Origin of the sequence: Collinsella aerofaciens (assembly GCF_015558785.1) — a bacterium.
Taxonomy (GTDB): Bacteria; Actinomycetota; Coriobacteriia; order Coriobacteriales; family Coriobacteriaceae; genus Collinsella; species Collinsella aerofaciens_P.
Genome location: NZ_JADMOP010000005.1, coordinates 107,440 through 128,715, shown reverse-complemented (window position 1 = coordinate 128,715; position 21,276 = coordinate 107,440). Strand labels below are relative to the sequence as shown.

Genomic DNA, 21,276 nt, shown 5'->3' with positions numbered 1-21,276 from the left:
TTTTTAGGAAGTCATTATGACAGCTATCGATCGAGACCGGGCGCGCGCGGCCTTCAAAAGCTACACCGATGCCTACGACGCCACCAACCCACGCATCGCGCTCAAAATCGAGCATACGTACCACGTGGCCGAGGCATGCGATGCCGTAGCGCGCGAGCAGGGCTGGTCGTCAGAAGATATTGACCTGGCATGGCTTTGCGGCCTGCTACACGATATGGGCCGCTTTGAGCAGCTGCGACGCTGGGACACCTTTAAGGACGCCGAGAGCATGAGCCATGCGGCGCTGGGCATCGAGGTCCTCTTTGGCGAGAATCCCGCCGATGCACCCGCCACGACAAACATCCGTGACTTTATCGAAACCGGTGCGCATGACGAGCTCATCCGAGCGAGCATCGCCTATCACAGCGACTTTCGCCTGCCGGCACAACTCGACGAGCGTACACGGTGCTTCTGCGATATCGTGCGCGATGGTGACAAGATCGACATTATGCGCACCATCGCCGACAGCACCGTCGACACCATCCTCAAAGTGGATGAGGACGCGTTTCTAGCAAGTCGCTTTTCGGTACCGACGCTTGCCGCCTTTGACGAGCATCGGTGCGTCGCGCGCGACGAGCGCAACGAGCCGGCGGACTACCTGGTGGGGCTCATCTGCTTTATGTTTGAGCTCGTCTATCCAGCAAGCCGCGCGCTGGCGCGCGAACAGGGCGATATCTACCGCCTGCTCGACGCACCCTTTGGCATTATGCGCCCCTTTACCAATCCCACCACGCAAGCGACCTGGGAGTGCCTAAAGGACGAGATGCGCGACTGGCTGGCGCGCGCCTAGCGCTCAAGCTGGGCCAGCAGCTCCTCGACGACCTCGGCGGCGTCCCCAACAACCTTGTACTGGGCAGCACCAAAAATGGGGGCATCCGGGTCCTCGTTGATGGCGATAATGCACTCTGCCCCACCGATGCCGGCAAGATGCTGGATGGCGCCCGAAACACCGATACTCACGAGAAGCTTGGGCGAAACCGATACGCCGGTCTGGCCAATCTGATGGCGATACTCCAACCAGCCGGCCTCCACGACAGGTCGCGTGCAACCAAGCTCGGCTCCCAGAGCCTCGGCGAGCCTTCGCATCAGGGGCAGATTCTTCTTGGAGCCAATGCCGCGGCCCACCACGACCAAGCGCTCGGCATCGGCGATCGAGGCCTGCTGCCCCCACTCCTCGGCGGGAATCGAGATCTCGACACGAGCCTTAGCATCATCCGCAAGCGATATCTGGGTAATCGTGCCGGAGCGGCCGTAGTCAAAGTCGGGCGCCTTAAAGATGCCGGGACGAACTGTTGCCATCTGGGGACGATGATTGGGGCAGACGATGGTGGCCATCAGGTTGCCGCCAAACGCCGGACGCGTCTGTTGCAGCAGTCCCGTCTCCGTATCCATCGAAAGTACGGTGCAGTCAGCCGTAAGGCCCGTCTGCAAGCGCACAGCAACGCCGGGTGCCAGTTCGCGGCCAAAAGCGGTCGCACCGTATAGGATGGCCTCGGGTTTGCGTTCGGCTACCAAATCGCAGATCAAGCGGGCGTAGACCTCCGCATCGTTTTGGCGCAGGCGCTCGTCGCGACAGGCCAGGACTTCGTCGGCGCCCGCGCAAACCAGATGCTCCAGGTCGCCGAGAGAACCCTCGGGACCCATACCGATCAGTGCCACCAGACGGCAGTCGCGAGCATCGGCAAGCTCGCGGCCCTTGCCCATAAGCTCATAGGCAACGGGAGTCACCGTATTGTGCTCGTCGGTCTGCGCGAATACCCAAATGTCTCGATATGCATCAAGGTCCAACGCACCAGCGGCCTCGTCACGCTCGATCGAGATAGCGTTGACAGGGCAGGCGTCGACGCACCCACCGCATAGGATGCAGCCGTCGGTTACGCGGGCGCATCGGCTGGGTCGCTCGCCTTCCACTACGATGCCGCCCGAGGCACAGGCGCGAACGCAGCGACCGCAGCCGATACAGGCTTCGCTATCGATAATCAGTCCGCTCATCTATGCCATCCCCTCGATAATCTTGGCAAGCTTTGCCGCCTGCTCGGACGCCGTCCCCTCAACGGCCTCGCACGTTTGGTCACGGTCGGGCACAAACGAGCGCACGACCTGTGTCGGCGACCCGGCAAGACCGCAACGCGCGGGGTCGGCGTTCACGTCGGCGGCACTGACCACGCGCACGTCCGCCTCCTCCGCCGCGCGAATACCGGCAATACTCGGCATACGCAACTGGCCAATCTCCTTGGCAGTCGTCATCGCGCACGGCATCTCAAGATAGACCGTCTCCTCGCCGGCATCGCAACCGTGAACGAGCGAAAGCGCACCGCACGTCGTAAAATCTGCGCTCTGCACGCAGCTCACATCGGTCACGCAGGGAATCTCAAAGGCGCCGGCAAGCTCGGGGCCAATCTGGGCCGTATCGCCATCCACCGCCATCTTGCCGCAGATGAGCAGGTCGAAGTCCTCGTCGAGCGCTTCGATGCCGCACTTGAGGGCATAGGTGGTTGCCAGGGTATCGGCGCCCGCAAAGGCTCGGTCGGTCAGCAGCAGCGCGTCGTCGGCGCCTCGAGCGATGCAGTCGCGCAGCAGCGATTCGGTCGCGGGGATGCCCATCGACACCACCGTCACGCGCACGTCCATGCCAAAGCCGATAAAGTCGTCCTTCAGCGCCAGCGCGCATTCCAAAGCGCTCGCATCAAAGGGATTAATGACCGCCTGCTTGCCATCGCGCACGATGGTATTGGTCTTGGGGTCCATCTTGACCTCGGTGCTGCCCGGCACGGCCTTGACGCACACCACCATATGGAAATCGCTCATCTTCACGCGCCCCCTTTCTGGACGAGCTCATCCAAGAGCTTCTCCGAAAACAGGTTACCGCGACCCAGCTGCCCGGCAGGATCGAGCTGGAGCTTGAGCCGCGCCGACTCGACCATGGCCTCGTGACCGTACATCGTCTCCAAGAAGCCCGCCTTGATCTTGCCGACGCCGTGTTCTGCGGAGACGGCACCGCCCATGGCCGTGACCTCGGAAGCCCACTGGGCAAAGAGTTCTCCGCCGCGGCGATAATCCTGTGCATCGCGCGGCAGAATGTTCACATGCAGATGGTTGTTACCGATATGCCCCCAGGCGGCAGATTCAAGCCCACTTTCCGCCAGCGTGCGGCGATAGAGGGCGATAACATCGGCCAAGTGCGCGTTGGGCACCGACATGTCCGAACCCAGTTTGGTGATGGTGGGATCCATGCGGCGGCGCTCGTCGATGAGCATGTTGACGCTCTCGGGCACCGCATGGCGGAAGAATCGCTGACACTCGCGATCGACCTCGGTGCGCGCGACCCATGTCGCATCGTCACTGCCGCCCGCAAGCTCCAGTACCCACCCCAAGTGATACAGCTCCTCAGTCGCCTGGGCTTCGTCGTCGCAGTCGAGCTCCACGTAGACACAGACCTTGGCGTCTTTGTCGAGCGCAGGCAGCGAGGCAAACGCCGTCGACTGCTCGCGCTGGCGACGTAGAATATCCAGGGCGCCAGCATCGAAGTACTCGATGGCAGCCGCATGGGACAGGACGGGACGCACAGAATCGGTGAAGGACACGGCCTTGTCTTCGCTGTCGAAGAAGCAGCTCACGCCCCAAACGACCGCGGGTGCCACCTGCAGGGCAATCTCGAGTTCGGTGATGACGCCGATTGTGCCACACGCACCGATAAACAGATCGATGGCATCCATATCGTCAGCAACGAAATAGCCCGAAGCATTTTTTGTCTTGGGCATGGTATAGCCGGGAAGATCGAGCTCGAGTGTACGGCCCGCTGCCGTCACGAGCGACAGGTGGCGGCCCTGGGCAAAAGCCTCGCCGCGCCGAAGCTCAAGCAAATCGCCATCAGCCAGCACGACGTGGAGTCCCGTGATATGTGGGCGCATGGGGCCGTAGGCGTAGCTGCGGGCACCGGAGGCGTTACATGCCGCCATGCCGCCCAGACAGGCAGACGCCTCGGTGGGATCGGTGGGAAAAAACTGCTCGGGAGCCTCTTGGAACTCCTCGTAGGCTTCAAGCGATGCCTGGTCCCAACCAGCGGTCGGCAGCACCTTCTTGCTCAGCTGCTTGCGCAGCTCCGAGAGCACAACGCCCGGCTCCACGCGCAGCAGAAATTGGCCTTGTTCATCGCGGCGAAGGCCCAAATAGCGATTCATACGGGAAGTATTGAGGATATGCCCGCCGTGGGGCACGGCGCCGGCGGCAAGGCCGGTTCGGGCGCCCTGAACCGTTACCGGAACACGCTCGGCATGGAGCTTTCCCAAAATGGCACGGACCTCGTTTTCCGTTGTCGGAAACGAGATGCTCGAGGCCTCGCCCGATGCGCGAGATTCATCGCGGCCATACTCTTCGAACTCGTCGGTGAAGGGTTTGATGGTTGCAGACACGCGAACTCCCCCTTTAGCTAACTACAGTGTTTGCAGGGAGATGTTACCGCATCGTTTCGTCGACGTGTTCGAGACCGTCTCCATAATTGGCGTTTTTTACGTTCGTGCAATTCGGCGAGCGGCTTGATTTCCTCGGCAGACGATGCTTTTGACACATATGGCCCCGCCGTCGCCGACCGCGCGATTGTCGCTCGAAAAAAGTTGGAGTATTTTTTGCCGCCTTTTACCTGCGGAGACGCCAATCCGTCAAGCATTTGGTCAGAAATTGGTCAAGTAGCGGCTGATACGGTCGGCGTCGACAGCCAAAACCGATAGAAGTTTTGGCCCAGAAGCAGGGAGGTTCCCATGGCATATTACTGGCCCCAGTACGGCATCGCCATCGAAGTCGACGACGATCCCCATCTCCTGCCTTTCGACGAAGAGGCATTCCCCGATACGACGGTCTACCACGTTACCACCGATGTGATCTGCGACCCCGAGTCGTTCTCGGCGCTCGCCCACCACATCGCGCATATCCACGACATCGAGCTCCCTCCCGACTTCGACGAGCTCGTCTACTCGCGCCGTCTGATGCTTCACATGCTCTTTGGAGCGGACCCGTCCACCTTTGCGCGCGTCTATACCGCCAAGGATGCCGCATGAGCGCGAAGAAGCCACCCCACTTTGCAGGCCTGGGTCGTCGCAAGAAGCTCATCGTTGCCTGCTTGGCCATCGTCTGTGCCCTTGTCGCCGTAGGACTATACGTTTGGCAGTCGCAGCCCGTACCCGAGGCGGGCGCTTCGGTTACGACGGCCGAGGGCAAAACGCGCCAGGAAATCCAAGATGAGCTCGACGCCATCGTCCGCGACAACATGATGACGATTTCGGTCGCGCCGGTCGCTCAGCTGCAGGAGGACGGCAAGCTGCGCGTCAACGTGCAAAACGTCCAAGACAATAATTTCCCCAGCGATTCCGCGTCATCCAAAACGACGAGACCATGTACGAATCCGGTGTGGTCGAGACCGGCAAGACAATCGAGACGTGCCCCGCCGGCGACATCAAAGAAGGCGAGGCGTACATCGAGATCCAGGCACTCGATGCAAAGACCCTCGACAGCCACGGCAATCCGACACGTGTCAAGGTACGGGTTGAGCAAACCGAGAACTAGCCTTCCGGCCGACACGGCACCGCATGCAATTCACCAGCATTCGTCCAATCATCGCGGGGACGGCCCGCGGCGAATAGAAAGGAACGACCATGGACATCACCAGGAACATGAACGGAGTCAGAGCGCTCGTCGTGGGCACAGGGCTCGCGCTCGCAATGGGCGCCGCCCCGACGCCAGCTATGGCAGCCGGGCGCGTTGGAACCACGAAGGTAATGGTCAGGACCGAGATCGACAACGTTGAGTTCAAAGTTCCGACGGTTATTCCCTTCGTCGCCAAGGCCGACGGCACGCTTCAGGGCCCCTCAGAAGACGCGACCGCCATCGACAATCATTCGGCCTACGGCATCCATGTCACCAACATGAAGATCGACGCCATGAACACCTGGACCATTGCCGCCGACGCCAAGGCCGGAACCGCGCAGAACTCCATCGACTTTAAGGTCGGCCCCGACGGCGCGCTCCAGAACGCCAGCGCCGCCGCGCAAGGGACGGGCCTCGATCTTTCCAAGAATGCAGCCTTCGACATGGGCTACCAGGGCATTGCCGGCGGCACGGACAAAATCAAGCTCAAGACAAGCGGAAACGTCGCCCGCGTCACGCGCGACATCTTCCGCGTAACCGGCGAAGGCGATCAGGTTGCGACGATCACCTGGACGGTCGAGCCCGGTGCGCACACGGCATAAGGCCGTCGCCCTGGCCGCCGCCGTCAGCATCCTAGCGTTTGGGCCAGCCATGGCCTTTGCCCAGCAAGAACAGGCGCAGGCCGCCACGCAAGTGACGGTCGACCTCTCGGAGCTCGACCGCGGCGACCGCGAGGAACCGTTGGCGCAGACAGGCGACAGACGATGGCTCTTGACAGCAGGCGCCGCAGCAGCAGGCGCGGGAACCGCCGGCCTCGGTCTGCACATCAAACGCAGCCAGAAACAAAACACGGACAGGCCGCACTAAATTAGCTAAGGAGACCCCATGGCATCGAAGAACCTTTTGCCCGTCGTCGCACTCTGCGGCGCGCTCGCAACCGGAACGCCTGTCGCCGCTTGGGCGACTCCCGTCATGGCAGACTCCTTACCAGTAGCCCTAAGTTCCGCACCAAATCCGTCGAGCGCCATTGCGTGCGAGCGTTTTTCGATCGCACAGGCCGTGATCTCAACCTCGGGATGCCTTCGTCGTAATACGGACGGCTCGATAGTCGTGGATATCAAGCGTTCGAACAAGGCAAACGGCTCCCAGGCGGGGTGCGCCGTCTGCACGTGGCGCTCGGTTGTGCTCGATGCAGATGGCGATCCATGCAATTTAGAGCTGCGCATCGACATCGCTTCGGTCGATGACTCGGCGAACGGAGCGAAGGTCGCCTTCGACGGTGCGTTTTTCGAGAAAGGAGGCGGTATATGTCTGGGCTGCGCCGCCGCGAATGCAGACGATGCGCAGCCCACCCTCTCATTCACGGCATCGTTGCGGCTGACCAAAGCCGGTACCGATGTTATCGCGGCGGGAGAAGCGTCCCTGCTGTTCTACGCCGTCAGCACCAAAGACACAGACGCTCATTTCGAGAAGCCAGCCGGATCACTCAGCCTTACACGAGGGATAGAGGCAGGCCCTATTGAAATCGATGCCCACGCGCAAAGCAGGCAACGCATTCTTGCCGACCCGGCGCTTCTCGAAATGGAGTGGAACGGATCCGGAGCCATCGGAATTCTCCCCTCCGCGTTTGACGCCAAGACGCTCCCCCCAAACGACGAACCCATCAACGCAACCATACAAGAAGAGAGCGCGGACAAAGAAGCAGGTGCGGGCGACACGCCGTCGCCGACAAACAGCGTCCCAGCTTCTTTCGAAGCGCCGAATGAGCCCGCTGCCGATCCAAACGATCCCGAGCTCGCGGACAGTCTGGGGCTTGCTGATCCTCAAGAGATCGATGAAGGTAACTGCTGCGTGCTTGCCACGCTCGACCACACAGAGGTCATCGACGCTGCGAACATCGAAGTTGCCGCCGCCAATCAGCCCGTCCGCAAGTCGGCTATCATCGCATTTCCTGAATCCATCGAAGTCGTCTTTTTGCCATCGGGCGAGGTCGTGGCCCCAACACTGCTCACCTTGTTGGGCGCCAAGAATACTCGAAACGAAATTAAAAAGATCACGGTTGTCGACCCTGCAACCACCGCCAAGCTGCGTCTATACGCCGTTCCCCCAGACGGAGGCAAGACCTTGGAATTCGATGGTGACACACTCCTAGCCTGGCGACGTCTGGACATTATGCAAGACGTCTCGTATCAGATCGAACTCGAAGGGTTTGATCGTGCCCGCGATGCCAATATCATCGCCGCGGCTATTGAATCCCCGCAGCGGCTTATGACACTGCGCTTTGAATACTATCCCTATGTCCCGACAACCACCTGAGGCTTAAATGCTGCACATCATTCCTAACACCACTTATATAACGTATTAGATGAGTCGCGATGTGCCTCGCATTTCGTTCTGCTACGATTGCCACGTTGGCATCAATACAGGAGGGCTCATGCCGGGCTTGGGAACAATCATCAACGTTGTGCTTTTAGTTGCGGGCGGTCTTTTGGGATTAGCGGGCGGCCGCTTCATTACACCGCGCATCCAAGACACGCTCATGAAAGCATCGGGGCTGTGCGTCCTGTTTATCGGCCTTGGCGGCACCATGCAAAAGATGCTCCTTATCGATGGGAAGGCGCTAGCGACCACCGGCACCACCATGCTCATCGTCTCGTTCGCCCTCGGCTCGCTCATCGGCGAGGCCATCAACTTGGAGGCCGCCATTGAAAACCTTGGCGAATGGCTCAAGCGCAAAACCGGCAGCGAGGGCGATAACGAGTTCACCAACGCTTTTGTCTCGACTTCACTCACCGTGTGTATCGGCGCCATGGCCATTGTGGGATCGATCCAGGACGGTCTGCTCGGTGACTGGTCAACGCTTGCCCTGAAAGGCGCATTGGACTGCATCATCGTCTGCACCATGACGGCGTCGCTTGGCCGCGGCTGCATTTTCTCCGCCCTGCCCGTCGCCGTGTTCCAGGGGACGATCACGCTGTTTGCCGGCGCACTCTCCCCCATCATGACTACGGCAGCCCTCGACAGCCTTTCGCTCGTAGGCTCCATGCTCATCTTCTGCGTCGGCGTCAACCTCATCCGTCCTCAGACCTTCCGCACGGCCAATATGCTCCCCTCCGTCGTCATCGCCGTCATCTACGCCCTCCTGTTCTAAATCTATCTACGCAGCAGTATCTCGAACACCTGTTTGATGCTGTGCTATGATATGAGGCCACCGAAGCTGCGTTAGGAGAGGAGAAGCGGTGGCCGACCAGGACATCAAGATGCTCATCGAGCGCATTATGGCCGAGGCCCGGACCCATCAGTCTGCCCGCTTCTCACATGAAGTCTACGCAGACGAGCCGATTCTCAAAACCGGCCGACAGATGCAGAATTTCCTCCCCGACCAGTACCGTAAAATGCGCGAGATATCGCGCTGGCAGGATGACCCCAAGGGCGGTGCGGGCCGCTGGCTTTCGGAAGCCGAGCTTTTTTACCGCCAGGGCCTGCTGATGGCCGACTTTGAGGACGACTGTCCCTACAACGGCACCTTTAAGTCGTACTTTCCCACCTACAACGCCATGAGCGACCGGCAGCTGCGCGGCTACTTTACCTGGCGTGCCCAAGTGCGCCGCGGAACCGTCGAGGAAACGTCTACGTCCTTTGCCTTTCTGTATCTCTATGAGCTGATTTGCGGCATTGGCGTAGATGACCCACTCGACGGTTTTAACAAGATCAAGGCCTTTTGGGATGTCTATCGCGCCTTCGAGCCCGGCATTGATCGGTTTGCACGCGTGTGGTTGCAGGATTACGCCGTATTCCATGGGCTCGACCCCAAGCTGCTCCGCGACTCTAAAACCGTCATGTTCGATAACGCCCTTATCGAGCTGCGGCGCGCGGCACGAGACCTTGTACCGGCACCGGCACCGTCCGACCAGACCCCCAAACGTCGCAAAACCTCCGAGCCCACGCTCCCCCTTCCGCCCGATGAGGTGCGCGAGGAGCGACTCATGGCCGCCATCAACGCCCTCTCCACGTACAACCTAAGTAACTCGCGGCTTGACCGCAGCCACCACCGCGATCTGCGCCACGTGGCATGCGCCGTGTATGTCCGCATGGCGCGCTACTATGACACGCACCGAAAGACCGGCATCGTAGCGAGCTTGTTTGGGGAGGAGACGGCCATGCCCTACACCATGTTTGCCTCGGCCGTATTCTTTGCGCCCGAGCGCCACGAGGACTGCGAATACCGCCTGGATCCCATCCACATCTACCGTTGCCAAAACGGCTTTTGGGAATGTATGCGTATCCATGGTAGTAGGCAAAAGAGCAGCAAGCTCGGTGAAATGATGCGCGCCTGCGACCAACGCCTGCGCCTGGCGCTGGACCCCGCCCATCCCCTTAAGGAAGAAAAGGTCCCCAAATATATGGCCAAGATTATCGATGACGAGATTGTGGCATGGCTTTCGTGGGACGCCGCACACCAGCCCGTCAAGATCGATATCGACCTGACTCAGCTGGGGCACATTCGGAGCGCCGCTGCGCAAACGCGCGAAGCACTTTTAATCGACGAAGAGCGCGAGGACGGCGCACCTGTGGAAGCCGAGGCAGCGGACTCAGGGCAACCGGAAGCCGAGCCCGTAGCCGACGCGATTGTCGAGGCGGTCGCGGCACCCATTCGGCAGGACGAGACCGACGAGCCAACCATATCCACCGAACAGTTTGGTGTCGTGGCACCGCTTCTCGCGCCGACGCCCGCGTTCGCAGCTGTTGCGCCCGCTGACGCCACGAACGAACTCACGCCTGCCGCAGACGCCTATCTCCGCGCGCTGCTCGAGCACAACGCAGTACAGGCGGAATCGGCGGTAGTGCAATCGGGGCAGAGCGAGGACATGCTCGTCGACAGCATCAACGAGGCGCTCTTTGACCTGGTGGGCGACACCGTAATTGAATTTAGCGCGGCAGGGCCGCAGATTATCGAGGACTACGAAGCAGACGTGAGAGGATACCTAGACCATGAGTGATACCGCATCCGCAGCGCCCCGTGTACCCAAACGCGTCGCCGCCGTTATCCTTAACTCGCTCAAGGGCGGCGTGGTCCCGCGCATCGGCCTTCCCTATATCACCGTGGGTCGCGAGGTCGAGATTCGCGCCCTGCTCACCGATTTGAGTCTCATCGCCGATGGCGGCGCGAGCTTCCGCTTCTTAGTCGGTCGCTACGGCGCCGGCAAGAGCTTCTTGCTTCAGACCATCCGAACGCATGCCATGGGCGAGGGATTCGTCGTCGCTGATGCCGACCTTTCCCCTGAGCGCCGCCTGCAGGGCGGTCAGGGACAGGGCCTTGCCACCTACCGCGAGCTCATCCGCAACATATCGACCAAGACGCGCCCTGAGGGCGGTGCGCTCAACCTTATTCTGGATCGCTGGGTCGCCTCGTGCGCCGACGTCGACGAGTCGGTCGTCAATGCCCAACTGGCCCCGCTCGAGGAGATGGTCCACGGCTTCGACTTCACCCGCATGCTCCGCCGCTATCGCACGGCCGTATCCGAGGGCGACGAAGAAGCCATGAGCCGCGTGACCAAATGGATCCGCGGCGAATACCGCACCAAGAGCGAGGCCCGCGCCGAACTGGGGTCCTCAACCATCATCAGCGATGACGACTGGTACGACTACGTCAAACTCATCGCGCGTTTTTTGGTTTGCAGCGGCTACAAGGGCATGCTGGTGCTCATCGACGAACTCGTGAATCTGTATAAGATTCCCAACGCCATCACGCGCCAGTACAACTACGAGAAGATCCTGACCATGTACAACGACACACTTCAGGGCAAGGCGCAGTATCTGGGCATGATTATGGGCGGCACGCCAACCTCCATCGAAGACCGCCGCCGCGGCGTGTTCTCCTACGAGGCTCTGCGCAGCCGACTCGCTCAGGGTCGCTTTGCGCGCGAGGACCTTAAGGACATGCTCGCGCCCATCATCCGTCTGCAGCCACTCACCTACGAGGAGCTGCTGGTGCTGATCGAAAAACTCATGCAAATTCACGCCGGCTACTTTGGCTGGACGCCCACGCTTACCGAGAACGACTTGGTGGACTTCCTCAAGATCGAGTTCGGTCGCGTGGGAGCCGACACGCATCTGACGCCGCGTGAAGTCATTCGTGACTTTATCGAGCTGCTCGACATCCTATGCCAAAACCCCGACGCCAACGTGGCCGAGCTGCTGAAAAGCGTCGGCGGCGACGCGCTGGCGACGGCAGCCGCAACAGGTGACACCGATACCGCAGGCGGCGACCGTAACTTCGCCGAATTCACCATCTAACCTGCCAAAAAGGGACAGGTTTATTTTGGCAGGTTTTATCTGGGAAAACGTTGAGGCAGTCATGCAGCAAGCCGTTGCCAGCCGCGCTGAGAGATTCGTTTTTGAGAGGAGGCCCCGTGAACGCCTTTGACCGCTACGCCCCGTTTATCCAAGACTTCATCTACTCCCACGATTGGGAGAGTCTGCGCTCTATCCAGGTTGCGGCAGCAGATGCCATCTTTAACACACAAGACAATGTGCTCCTAACGGCATCCACAGCTTCCGGCAAAACCGAAGCGGCCTTCTTTCCCATCCTGACCGAGTTTTGGGAGAACCCGCCCGCAAGCGTGGGCGCCCTCTACATTGGCCCCCTCAAGGCGCTCATCAACGATCAGTTCGTCCGCCTCAACGACCTCTGCGAAGAAGCCGACATCCCCGTCTGGCACTGGCATGGCGACGTTTCGCAGTCGCACAAGGCAAAGCTCATCAAAAAGCCGAGCGGTATCTTGCAGATTACGCCCGAGTCGCTCGAGGCGCTCTTGATCCATAAGCACATGGCGATTCCGCGCATGTTCTGCGATCTGCGCTACGTCGTCATCGACGAGGTCCATTCGCTTATGCGCGGCGATCGAGGCGGGCAGACGCTCTGCCTTATTGAGCGCCTGTCGCGCATGGCCGGCGTACAACCCCGCCGCATTGGCCTTTCGGCTACCATCGGCGACCCCGAGCGCACGGGCGCTTTTCTCTCTCAGGGAACGGGGCGCGACTGCGTTATCCCCCGCTTTGAGGAGCCGCGTCGCGTGTGGCGTATCTCCATGGAGCACTTCTACAACTCGGGTCCCCAGGCTCAGAAGCGGGGATTCGAGGGCATGGGTCCTCAAGAGGCCGAAGTGCTTGCATGCGAGCGCATTGAGGCAGCGGCACCCGCGGCACTGCCCGTCAGCACCCAAGACATGCGCCATAGCGGACAACTCACACAGGAGAAACGCCGCCAACGTCGCGAGCAGGCACGGGGCAAGGCTGCCCCCAAGGACAGTCGCGCTTCCTCGGCCCCCGAGGGCGAAGTCGACATCCCCCGGGCCACCGAGCAGACGCTCCTCAACCCCACCGACACCGCACCCGACAACGCCGACCCCGGCATGGGCTACATCTTTGAACATACCCGCGGCCGCAAGTGCCTGGTCTTTGCCAACTCGCGCGAGGAGGCAGAGGCCGTGTGCTCCATGTTGCGCAGCTACTGTGAAAGCCGGCACGAGCCCGACCGTTTCCTCATCCATCACGGCAATCTTTCGGCATCGTTGCGTGAGACGGCAGAAGAGCTTATGCGCGACGAGGAACAGGCACAGACGACCGTCACCACCTCCACGCTGGAGCTTGGCATTGATATCGGTCGCCTGGAGCGCGCGTTCCAGATCGATGCACCGTTTACCGTCAGCTCCTTTTTGCAGCGCATGGGGCGCACAGGCCGCCGCGATCTTCCGCCCGAGATGTGGTTTGTCATGCGCGAGGAAGAGCCCGAGCCGCGCACGATGATGCCTGAAACGATACCTTGGAAACTCCTCCAGGGCATCGCGCTCGTACAACTCTATCGCGAGGAAAAGTGGGTCGAGCCGCCTGAGCTCGATCGACTCCCCTACAGTCTGCTCTATCACCAGACCATGTCGACCCTCGCCAGCACCGGAGAGCTCACGCCGGCGGAACTTGCCCAGCGCGTGCTCACGCTCAGCTATTTCCATCGCGTCTCGGCCGATGACTATCGCGTGCTGCTGCGTCACCTCATCAAGATCGACCACATCCAGGTCACCGAGGGCGATGGGCTCATCGTGGGCCTCGCGGGCGAGCGCATCATCAACAACTTTAAGTTCTACGCCGTGTTCCAGGAAAACGAGGAGTTCACCGTTCGCAGCGAGTCGGCCGAGTTGGGCACGATCGTCAACCCCCCTCCGCCCGGTGAGCGCATCGCCATCGCCGGACACTGCTGGATTGTCGAGGAAGTGGACTGGAAGCGCCACACCGTCTTTGCCACGCAGGTCAAGGGCCGTGTGCCGGCATACTTTGGCGATTGCCCCGGAGACATCAATACACACGTACTCGAGCGCATGCGCAAGGCGCTCAACGAACATGCCACGTATCCGTATCTTATGGGTAACGCGCGGGCCCGCTTGGCGCAGGCTCGCCATACGGCTGAGATTTCGGGTGCGGGAACTAGGCCGCTCATTAACCTGGGCGGCGACACCTGGGCGCTCTTCCCCTGGTTGGGAAGCTACGCCTTTCTGGCGCTCGAGCGTATGCTTAAAATCAAATGCGCAGCTGAGCTGGGCCTTCGCGGACTCGACCCGTCACGCCCGTACTTTATGCAGTTTAAGATGAAGGCCGACGAGGAGACGTTCTTTGAGGTACTCGCCGCCGAGGCCGAGAAAGACTTCGATCCCATCGAGCTCGTCTATCCTGGCGAGGTGCCTTACTTTGACCGCTACGACGAGTTTGTTCCCGAAGAGCTCGTGCGCAAGGGCTTTGCCGAAGGCGTGCTCGACATAGAGGGCATGAAGCAGCACGTCCTCAGCTGGCGCGACCACGCCTAAGACCAGTCTTTTTGGGACGGAGAGACTTACTTGTCGTGAAGGGCGGTGCCGAGGAAGTCGGCGTCGAAGGGCACGGCTTCGGCAAAGACACAGTCGCCGTCGCTGGCGATGAGCAGGTAGTTCTCCTCGCCGCCGAACTCCGCATCGCCGCACGGGACCACCCAGGCATGGGCGAATACCTCGAGTGCCGTGGCAGCGCAGTCGCGCAGGAACGTCACGTCGCTCCCCTCGTTTGCGCTCACGATATTGGCGACGTAGACGCCCCCAACATTTAGGCTGCCCCGCACTAAACGCAACGCCTCAACGGTCGCCAGCTCGCGCACGGGCTCGGCACCGCCAAAGCAATCGCTCACGACCACGTCGTAGCGACGATGGCCCACACTCGTCACACCCAGATACGAGCGAGCCTCAGCAGTAATCACCCGCAAGCGGTCGCCCACCGTGCGCTCCAGCTCGTCCAGATAGAACCAACGGCGCGCCAGGCGCGTAATCTCTCCGTCATACTCGATGACGTCCATGCGCAAGCCCTCGTGCGACATCAGCGCGAACTTGGGATAGGCAAACCCACCGCCGCCCAGCATAAGCATACGGTCGATGCCGTGACCATAAGCGTCGCGCATCGCATCCTCGGACTCAAACACGTCGTCAAACGCACGATAGTACGCAAAGACGGGCTCGGCCCAACGCTCACCGACATAGCTCGCGCTTTGGTAGACGCCGCCTTGCACCAACACGCGAATCTCATCGCCGCCCTCATCGTGCACGCGTTTCACACGCGCCAACCCATTGCGGGTTCGCGCAACCTGCAGACAGGCAGCGCGAACAGCGACGGCGGCCGCACCAAGCGCCGCGGCTCCCAGAGCAACGCCGGCAACGACGCCGGCAGAAACACTCGGCTTGTTCATCTAGAGCTCCTTTTGCAGATAAAGGCCATGGTCATAAAATCCAAGATGGCGATAGTACTCGCGCGTACCAATCGCGCTGATCACGTTGATGCGCGCATAGCCGGCATCCCGGGCAATCTCGCACGCACGCTCTACGAGCAAACGCCCCAACCCGTGATGCTGCGCCGCCTGGCCCCGGTCACCCACGCGTGCCGCCATGCCATACACGTGCACCTCGCGAATCATCGCCTCGTCCGGCGTAGTCGGCAACTCGTCCGCATGCGCGGCAACAAACGAATGGTCGGGCAGCGACAACCGCAAAAAGCCCGCGATCTTGCCCTGCTGCGTCACCCACTGCAAAAAGCGCTCGTAAGTCACCGGTGTCACGTACGTCACTTCCTCATCAAGAGATAGCTCGTCCAAGTCGGCACCCGCGGTACTGATCTCACGATAGCGAATCTCGCGCACCGTCGCGCCTTCCCCACGAGCCACCAAGCGGTTCTCAACGAGCTGGCGCAGGTTGGGTTTCTTGTTGCCCACCATGATGTCGTCGGAGCTAAAGTCGCGGATCATGCGACTGATGCGGCAGAACGCCGGCGTCACCACGATGTCGTCGGCCAATACATCGAGCAGCTCTTCCTCGGTATAGGGACGCCACTCGCCGCGCTCATAGCAGCCCACCAGACGCGAGCCCTCGATGAGCGCACACGGGTAGACCTTGACCTCGTCGGGCATAAAGGCCCCCTCGGTCATAAAGCACTCGTAGTCGCGCTTGTCCCCCTCGGGCGTGGCGCCCAGCAAGTTAAGCATAAAATGCGCGTGGATCTTAAAGCCAAACAGGCGCGCAAGCGAAAACGCCCGCTCGATCTGCGCCACCGAAATGCGACGCTCGTTGATATCGAGCAAGTGCTGGTCGAGACTCTGGATACCCATCTGAATCTTGGTGCAGCCCAGGCGGCGGATAAGCGTGAGGGCCTGCGGCGTTACAGCATCGGGGCGCGTCTCGATAACGAGCCCCACCACGCGATGCTTCGCCGTCTCGTTGATGCGCTGCTGACGCTCAAGCTCCTCCATCGTTGCCGCCTGCCACTCGGCAACCTCGCCCCACGGCGTACCAGGGCCGTACAGACGGCGCACCGCGCGGTTATAGCCGCCCACGGCAACATCCACACGCTCCTGCTCGTCGGCAACGCCGGCAGCAAGCTCAGCCTCGTCTGTCGCAATGCCGGCAGCCCGATAGCGCTCGCGGCGCTCTGTTACCACCGGCGGCAGGGCATCGGCGGGAGCGTCATCGAGCAGGCGCCCCGCCTCGGCACGGCTGATGCCCGGACGCGCCAACATGGGGTTTGCCGCCACGCCGGCGACGACATCGTCATTGAGCGCCCGGAAAAGCTCCGACATAAACCATGTCTGATACCCTTGCGGATAGTCGCTCCAGGTACCGCCGAGCACGATGAGCTCTATCTTGTCGGTCGCATGCCCCATCTGCGAAAGCGCCGTCAAACGGGCGCTCACCTGCAGATACGGGTCAAAGCAATTTTGCTCCGCACGGGCGCATGCCGGCTCGGCGTGCAGATAGCTCTTGGGCATGCGCAGATCGTTGGGGCAAAACAGGCAATCGCCCGAGCATGGCCAGGGCTTGGTAATGACGGTAATGGTCGCCACGCCCGAGGCCGTTCGGCGCGGCTTCATACGCAGGACCTGCAGCAGTTGACGCTCCAGATCGGCATCGACATTCCACGCAGCCCACCGAACCGGCTCCTCACGTTTAACCCGCTGGTAGAACGGCAGCAGACGGCGCTTGGCCAAATCGCGTTTGTCGGCACCCTCACGGCGCGCCTCGGCATGTATCAGTTTGACGAGCGCTTTGTCGTCCACGGTCTCGCCGCGACGCAGAGCCTCGAGTATGTTCAAGATAATCTGTTCCATGTCCCCATTGTAAAGGCAAAGGCGCCGAAGCCCGTCACGGCTCCGGCGCCTCCATCAAAGAGCATGCCTATATGTACCGATCTCCGAAAACCGCATGTCACTCCGGATCAAACGACATGTCGCCCGAACCGACCTCAAAACGATACGTAGCAGACTTATCGCCGTTATCGAATTCAAGATTCAAAATGGTCTCGCCGTCGTAGCCAAGCGGAAGGAAATCGCTCTCGAAGTCGCCGCTGCCCAAGGTGAGGCTCGCCTTAAAGCCCGTCGAGTTCGGAACCGTCATCTCCACATCGCCCGAGTCCACGCTCACGTCCATCGACTTCGCGGGGGCCTGGTAGAGCTCGAACGTCGCATCGCCCAAACCGACCTCGGCATTCAGAGTGTCGGTCACGGTGCCCGCAAACGCGACGTCTCCCGAGTCCAACGTCAAATCAAAGTCGTGGCACGCAATGTCCGCGACCGTCAGGTCTCCCAACCCCACGTTTGCCGTAATGCCCATCATGTTATCGGCAAGCTCACGCGGCAGTTCAATGGTGACCTTACGGTCATGGGCGCGCTCGTCATCGCAGTCGAACTGGCTAATCTTGAGTGTAGAGCCCTCGATCTTAACCAGATTCTGAGTGGCGGCATCGGAAGCAGACGCCCCCTTTGCAACGCGCCCGCTTTCGATGACACGTACCGGTCCGCCAGAGACACGTTTAACCTCGACCGTCCCCGACGTCACATCCAAGTCGAGCGATTGGAACGCGTCTTCGTCAAAAGTCGTGCTCGAAAGCTGCTGAGGCCGAGCGGAATAGTTACCGCCATCCAAAAGATCGTCCTCGTCAACCGCATCGTCCATACCAGAGAAGCCGGATACAACATCGTCGAGATCCCACGGACCATCAAAATGAATCAATGTCCGCGAAATGCCAAAGACAAGCCCGATGATGAGCACGAACGCTCCGATGCCAACGCCCAAGCGCACCTTGGATTCATGCGAAAGCTTCATCATTCATCACTCTCTTTGGCAATCGACTCAGCGGTAGTCGCGGTAGCCACGTCAGCATCAGGTTCTGCAGAAGTATCCTTCCCCTGGGCCTTGACCGCCACCGGCACCGGACCAACCTGGATATCTCCACGTGCCCAATCGCCATCAAGCGCACGTGCCACCCAGTGATAGATAGGAATCGTAAAGAAGATCAGTGCGGGAAAGGGGCTGACACCAACCAGGAGCATCAGTAAAAAGAACAGTAGCCAACACACGGCCCAATACGGGAACGACTGGAACGGGCCCTTCACCGGAGTCGAGCCAACCGCGGTGCCACTCGTCGCCTGCGCCGTAGCGGCATTGGCGGCCTGCGCACTCCAGCTTGCCGCTTGCGCCGCCTTGGCCGCAGCATCACTCGCCTGCGTTGCCGCCTCGGTAGCGCGCGCCGCCGCCTCATGGGTGCGAGCACGCTCTGCCGCCTCGGCCTCGCGCTGACGGGCGCGGTCCTCGTTCTCAAACTCGATATCGTCCTCGATCTCGTCGCTCGGATTGAGCAGCTCGTCCAGGCTCACGCCATAGAGTTTGGCAAGTGAGATCAGGTTCTCGGTATCGGGCGAGCTCTCCGCGCGCTCCCATTTACTGACTGCCTGGCGCGACAGCCCCAGCTTTCGCGCCAGCCCTTCTTGGCTAAAACCCTTGCTGCGACGAAGGTCGGCGAGCCGCTGCGCAGTTTCTACATTCATGGTTCCTCCTAAGTGATGCCAGCCGTGCCGCCGGACCGTTTTTGTTCTTAAGGCGCCTTGCACAGTTAAAAATCTATCCGCCATCGCCAAAAGCATGCCACCTATTCTAGTGAGATTTTTGACAACCGGCGGTTGCGGGCACATATGAGCTGCGGAAATGTGTCCAAACAAAGCAATGACCCACGGCTCGGTTGTCCCCGTTGCGGCGTTAACGGTAGTATGGTCGTACTGTTTATTCCGCACCGCCAACGGAGGGAGTCCCGCGCCGTGAACCGCGATTTCGCCTCATCGCTCATCCAGCTCAACAACACGTTCTATCGCGAGCACTCCGTCTCCTTCTCCGATACGCGTCAGGCCCCGTGGCCCGGCTGGGTGCGCACCATGGACATCGCGCTAGAACAGCTCGACGTCGCCACGATCGAGCATCCCGTCCGCGTCTTCGATCTCGCCTGCGGCAATATGCGATTCGAGAACTTTGCCGCCGGCGGCGCACTTGCCGCCAAGGGCGTCGACGGCGCAAACCCCTCGGCAGATGCCAGCTGCCCGTTTGAGTTCTATGGTGTCGACTCGTGCCAAGACCTGGCCATCGATGCACGTGGTCACGCCCTGCGCATTCCCAACCTGCACTTCCAGGAACTCGACGTGCTCGATGCCCTCATGAGGCTCAACCCCGCCGAGACGCCCGACGTTCTTTTCGATGCCCCGCTCGCCGACATCTCGGTCTGCTTTGGCTTTATGCACCACGTGCCGTCGTGCGAGTACCGCGTACGCGTGCTCGACGCCCTGGTGCGCCAGACACGCCCGGGCGGCATCATCGCCATCAGCTTTTGGGAGTTTATGAATGACGAGCGCATGGCGCGCAAGGCCGTTCGCGCCGAAGCCCGCGCCGAGCTCACCCCGCCGTTTGAGGGCTACGACTCCGCGCAGTTTGAGGCCGGCGACCACCTCATTGGCTGGCAAAACGACCGCCACGCCTACCGCTATTGCCATCACTTTGACGATCAGCAGATCACCGACCTGGTGCGCGGCGTGCGTACGTTCTACAAGAGCGGCGAGGTCCCCGTGCGCGAGCTTGAGCGCTTCCATGCCGACGGTCGCAGCGGCGAGCTCAACCGCTACGTGATCCTTAAGCGCCTGTAGGTATCGGCGACTCGCTGCCGAGCCGCATCGCATCTTTCGGGCAAGCTATGCCCACCCTTTTTCAACCCATTGACGGAACGCGCAGCTATGCGTTCCACACTTATGACCAAGGAGCCTCATGGGAGCCGTCCACGTTCGCACGCCTAAGAACTTTGTGCTCGAGGAGCGCCTGGAGCGCTACGCCGATGCGATTGAGACGAACCCCGAGGCCTATGCCGGAGATTGGCGCGCGGCCTGTGTGCCAGTTGGCAGCAAGCCCTTCGAACACCTTCACCTGGATCTTGGCTGTGGCAAGGGAACGTACCTCGTAGAGCGCGCGGGCCACGAGCCAAACACGCTCTTTATCGGCATGGACCAAGAGCCCATCTGCATCGCCTATGCCGCGCAGAAAATCTGCGAGCAGGAGCTATCCAACGCACTCGTCCTGCCCCGAGGCGCCGCATCGCTGCCGCAGCTATTTGCCGCAGGCGAGCTCGACGCCATCACCATTAACTTTCCCACGCCGCAGCCCAAGGCCAAGTACGCCAAAAAACGACTCGTCCATGTCGACCATCTGATGATCTACCGCCCGCTCTTTGCAGCCGGCGCCACCGTCACGCTGCGAACCGACAGCAAGCCATTGCGCGACTACGCCCTGGGGCAGTTTGCCGCGGCAGGCTACGACGCACTTTGGGTAAGCGACAACGTCCGCCGCGACCATCCCGAGCACCCCGAGACCGAATATGAATGCCGTACGCGCGAGATGGGTGCCGTCGTCTATGGCATTTGCGCTACGCCCGGCGCGGAACCCATCGAAGAGCAGCTCGCGGCGGGCCGCGCGCAGGAGCAAAGCCTTGCCTGCTACCTGCCCGAAAACCTCGATGAGCTCACCTACGTGCCTCTCGGCATGGAAGAGGCCGTCGAGAACTTCAGAAACCGTGCCCGCAAGGGCAAGAAGCACCTGCCGCAAGAGTCCTAGGGGCTTCTGATGGTCGCGGCGTCAGCAAATAAGCGCGAATAGGCGCCAGCAAACAACCCTCAAACCTAAGTGAGTAGACTTTTTTGCAATAGCCAAGCACAACCCGCATAAC

General features: G+C 60.9%; 19 protein-coding genes. 12 read left to right on the top strand and 7 right to left on the bottom strand.

Going from position 1 to position 21,276, the window contains the following annotated elements; genetic code table 11:
• Positions 1–16 precede the first annotated feature (16 nt).
• Complete coding sequence (locus tag I2G40_RS04130; RefSeq protein ID WP_195544281.1) at positions 17–829, top strand: HD domain-containing protein; 813 nt, start codon at positions 17–19, stop codon at positions 827–829.
• Here the strand turns inward: I2G40_RS04130 and I2G40_RS04125 are convergent.
• Genes I2G40_RS04125 through I2G40_RS09755 form a run of 3 tightly spaced genes read right to left on the bottom strand, consistent with a single transcriptional unit; the run spans position 826 to position 4,451 of the window.
• On the bottom strand, positions 826–2,031 hold the full coding sequence (locus tag I2G40_RS04125; RefSeq protein ID WP_195544280.1) for an electron transfer flavoprotein subunit alpha: 1,206 nt from the start codon (positions 2,029–2,031) through the stop codon (positions 826–828). The two genes, I2G40_RS04130 and I2G40_RS04125, sit on opposite strands and share 4 nt — an antisense overlap.
• Positions 2,032–2,847, bottom strand: coding sequence for an electron transfer flavoprotein subunit beta/FixA family protein (locus I2G40_RS04120; RefSeq protein WP_195544279.1), 816 nt, complete (start codon positions 2,845–2,847; stop codon positions 2,032–2,034).
• Positions 2,848–2,849: 2 nt separating this feature from the next.
• A complete protein-coding gene (locus I2G40_RS09755) occupies positions 2,850–4,451 on the bottom strand; it encodes an FAD-binding oxidoreductase (protein ID WP_195544278.1) in 1,602 nt (533 codons plus the stop codon).
• A 345-nt stretch (positions 4,452–4,796) separates the two neighbouring features.
• Here I2G40_RS09755 and I2G40_RS04110 point away from each other — a divergent pair, with 345 nt between their 5' ends.
• From I2G40_RS04110 to I2G40_RS04070, 9 genes are all read left to right on the top strand, one after another.
• On the top strand, positions 4,797–5,093 hold the full coding sequence (locus tag I2G40_RS04110; RefSeq protein ID WP_035137058.1) for a hypothetical protein: 297 nt from the start codon (positions 4,797–4,799) through the stop codon (positions 5,091–5,093).
• 334 nt (positions 5,094–5,427) lie between these two features.
• Positions 5,428–5,598 carry a hypothetical protein gene (locus tag I2G40_RS04105; RefSeq protein WP_195544277.1) on the top strand — a complete coding sequence of 57 codons (171 nt, stop codon included), beginning with the start codon at positions 5,428–5,430 and terminating at the stop codon, positions 5,596–5,598.
• Positions 5,599–5,687: 89 nt separating this feature from the next.
• Positions 5,688–6,281, top strand: coding sequence for a hypothetical protein (locus I2G40_RS04100; RefSeq protein ID WP_195544276.1), 594 nt, complete (start codon positions 5,688–5,690; stop codon positions 6,279–6,281).
• A 49-nt stretch (positions 6,282–6,330) separates the two neighbouring features.
• Entirely contained in the window at positions 6,331–6,546 is a 216-nt protein-coding gene (locus tag I2G40_RS04095) for a hypothetical protein (protein ID WP_195544275.1), read from the top strand.
• An 18-nt stretch (positions 6,547–6,564) separates the two neighbouring features.
• The gene (locus tag I2G40_RS04090; RefSeq protein WP_195544274.1) at positions 6,565–7,995 is read left to right on the top strand and encodes a hypothetical protein; all 1,431 of its coding nucleotides are present in this window, start codon (positions 6,565–6,567) and stop codon (positions 7,993–7,995) included.
• Between the two features lie 118 nt (positions 7,996–8,113).
• Complete coding sequence (locus I2G40_RS04085; RefSeq protein ID WP_035137052.1) at positions 8,114–8,830, top strand: DUF554 domain-containing protein; 717 nt, start codon at positions 8,114–8,116, stop codon at positions 8,828–8,830.
• 88 nt (positions 8,831–8,918) lie between these two features.
• Entirely contained in the window at positions 8,919–10,679 is a 1,761-nt protein-coding gene (locus I2G40_RS04080; RefSeq protein WP_324252567.1) for a TerB N-terminal domain-containing protein, read from the top strand.
• Positions 10,672–11,976: an ATP-binding protein gene (locus I2G40_RS04075; protein ID WP_195544273.1), complete on the top strand. Its 1,305-nt coding sequence runs from the start codon at positions 10,672–10,674 to the stop codon at positions 11,974–11,976. Before I2G40_RS04080 ends, I2G40_RS04075 begins: the two co-directional genes overlap by 8 nt.
• Positions 11,977–12,092: 116 nt before the next feature.
• A complete protein-coding gene (locus I2G40_RS04070) occupies positions 12,093–14,537 on the top strand; it encodes a DEAD/DEAH box helicase (RefSeq protein WP_195544272.1) in 2,445 nt (814 codons plus the stop codon).
• A gap of 26 nt (positions 14,538–14,563) precedes the next feature.
• Here I2G40_RS04070 and I2G40_RS04065 read toward each other — a convergent pair whose 3' ends face one another.
• The 4 genes from I2G40_RS04065 to I2G40_RS04050 all read right to left on the bottom strand — a co-directional run bounded on the left by I2G40_RS04065 (position 14,564) and on the right by I2G40_RS04050 (position 19,066).
• Positions 14,564–15,442 carry a spermidine synthase gene (locus tag I2G40_RS04065; protein WP_195544271.1) on the bottom strand — a complete coding sequence of 293 codons (879 nt, stop codon included), beginning with the start codon at positions 15,440–15,442 and terminating at the stop codon, positions 14,564–14,566.
• Positions 15,443–17,350, bottom strand: a complete 1,908-nt coding sequence (locus I2G40_RS04060; RefSeq protein ID WP_195544270.1) for an elongator complex protein 3 — start codon at positions 17,348–17,350, stop codon at positions 15,443–15,445.
• A gap of 97 nt (positions 17,351–17,447) precedes the next feature.
• Positions 17,448–18,344 (bottom strand): DUF4097 family beta strand repeat-containing protein, encoded by an 897-nt coding sequence (locus I2G40_RS04055; protein WP_195544269.1) that lies wholly within the window; start codon positions 18,342–18,344, stop codon positions 17,448–17,450.
• Positions 18,344–19,066, bottom strand: a complete 723-nt coding sequence (locus I2G40_RS04050) for a helix-turn-helix domain-containing protein (RefSeq protein ID WP_195544268.1) — start codon at positions 19,064–19,066, stop codon at positions 18,344–18,346. Before I2G40_RS04050 ends, I2G40_RS04055 begins: the two co-directional genes overlap by 1 nt.
• 267 nt (positions 19,067–19,333) lie before the next feature.
• On the opposite strand from I2G40_RS04050, the gene I2G40_RS04045 reads away from it, so the two are divergent.
• Entirely contained in the window at positions 19,334–20,206 is an 873-nt protein-coding gene (locus I2G40_RS04045; protein ID WP_195544267.1) for a methyltransferase domain-containing protein, read from the top strand.
• A 118-nt stretch (positions 20,207–20,324) separates the two neighbouring features.
• Positions 20,325–21,164: a tRNA (guanine(46)-N(7))-methyltransferase TrmB gene (trmB, locus tag I2G40_RS04040; protein WP_195544266.1), complete on the top strand. Its 840-nt coding sequence runs from the start codon at positions 20,325–20,327 to the stop codon at positions 21,162–21,164.
• The last annotated feature ends 112 nt before the right edge of the window (positions 21,165–21,276 follow it).

Excerpts from the sequence above, each read along its gene's own strand:
- I2G40_RS04090 (WP_195544274.1), top strand. The coding sequence starts at position 6,565 with ATGGCATCGAAGAACCTTTTGCCCGTCGTCGCACTCTGCGGCGCGCTC.
- I2G40_RS04130 (WP_195544281.1), top strand. The coding sequence starts at position 17 with ATGACAGCTATCGATCGAGACCGGGCGCGCGCGGCCTTCAAAAGCTAC.
- I2G40_RS04100 (WP_195544276.1), top strand. The coding sequence starts at position 5,688 with ATGGACATCACCAGGAACATGAACGGAGTCAGAGCGCTCGTCGTGGGC.
- I2G40_RS04075 (WP_195544273.1), top strand. The coding sequence starts at position 10,672 with ATGAGTGATACCGCATCCGCAGCGCCCCGTGTACCCAAACGCGTCGCC.
- I2G40_RS04060 (WP_195544270.1), bottom strand. The coding sequence starts at position 17,350 with ATGGAACAGATTATCTTGAACATACTCGAGGCTCTGCGTCGCGGCGAG.
- I2G40_RS04055 (WP_195544269.1), bottom strand. The coding sequence starts at position 18,344 with ATGAAGCTTTCGCATGAATCCAAGGTGCGCTTGGGCGTTGGCATCGGA.
- I2G40_RS04095 (WP_195544275.1), top strand. The coding sequence starts at position 6,331 with ATGGCCTTTGCCCAGCAAGAACAGGCGCAGGCCGCCACGCAAGTGACG.
- I2G40_RS04105 (WP_195544277.1), top strand. The coding sequence starts at position 5,428 with ATGTACGAATCCGGTGTGGTCGAGACCGGCAAGACAATCGAGACGTGC.
- I2G40_RS04120 (WP_195544279.1), bottom strand. The coding sequence starts at position 2,847 with ATGAGCGATTTCCATATGGTGGTGTGCGTCAAGGCCGTGCCGGGCAGC.
- I2G40_RS04110 (WP_035137058.1), top strand. The coding sequence starts at position 4,797 with ATGGCATATTACTGGCCCCAGTACGGCATCGCCATCGAAGTCGACGAC.
- I2G40_RS04085 (WP_035137052.1), top strand. The coding sequence starts at position 8,114 with ATGCCGGGCTTGGGAACAATCATCAACGTTGTGCTTTTAGTTGCGGGC.
- I2G40_RS04065 (WP_195544271.1), bottom strand. The coding sequence starts at position 15,442 with ATGAACAAGCCGAGTGTTTCTGCCGGCGTCGTTGCCGGCGTTGCTCTG.
- trmB (WP_195544266.1), top strand. The coding sequence starts at position 20,325 with ATGGGAGCCGTCCACGTTCGCACGCCTAAGAACTTTGTGCTCGAGGAG.
- I2G40_RS04050 (WP_195544268.1), bottom strand. The coding sequence starts at position 19,066 with ATGAATGTAGAAACTGCGCAGCGGCTCGCCGACCTTCGTCGCAGCAAG.
- I2G40_RS04125 (WP_195544280.1), bottom strand. The coding sequence starts at position 2,031 with ATGAGCGGACTGATTATCGATAGCGAAGCCTGTATCGGCTGCGGTCGC.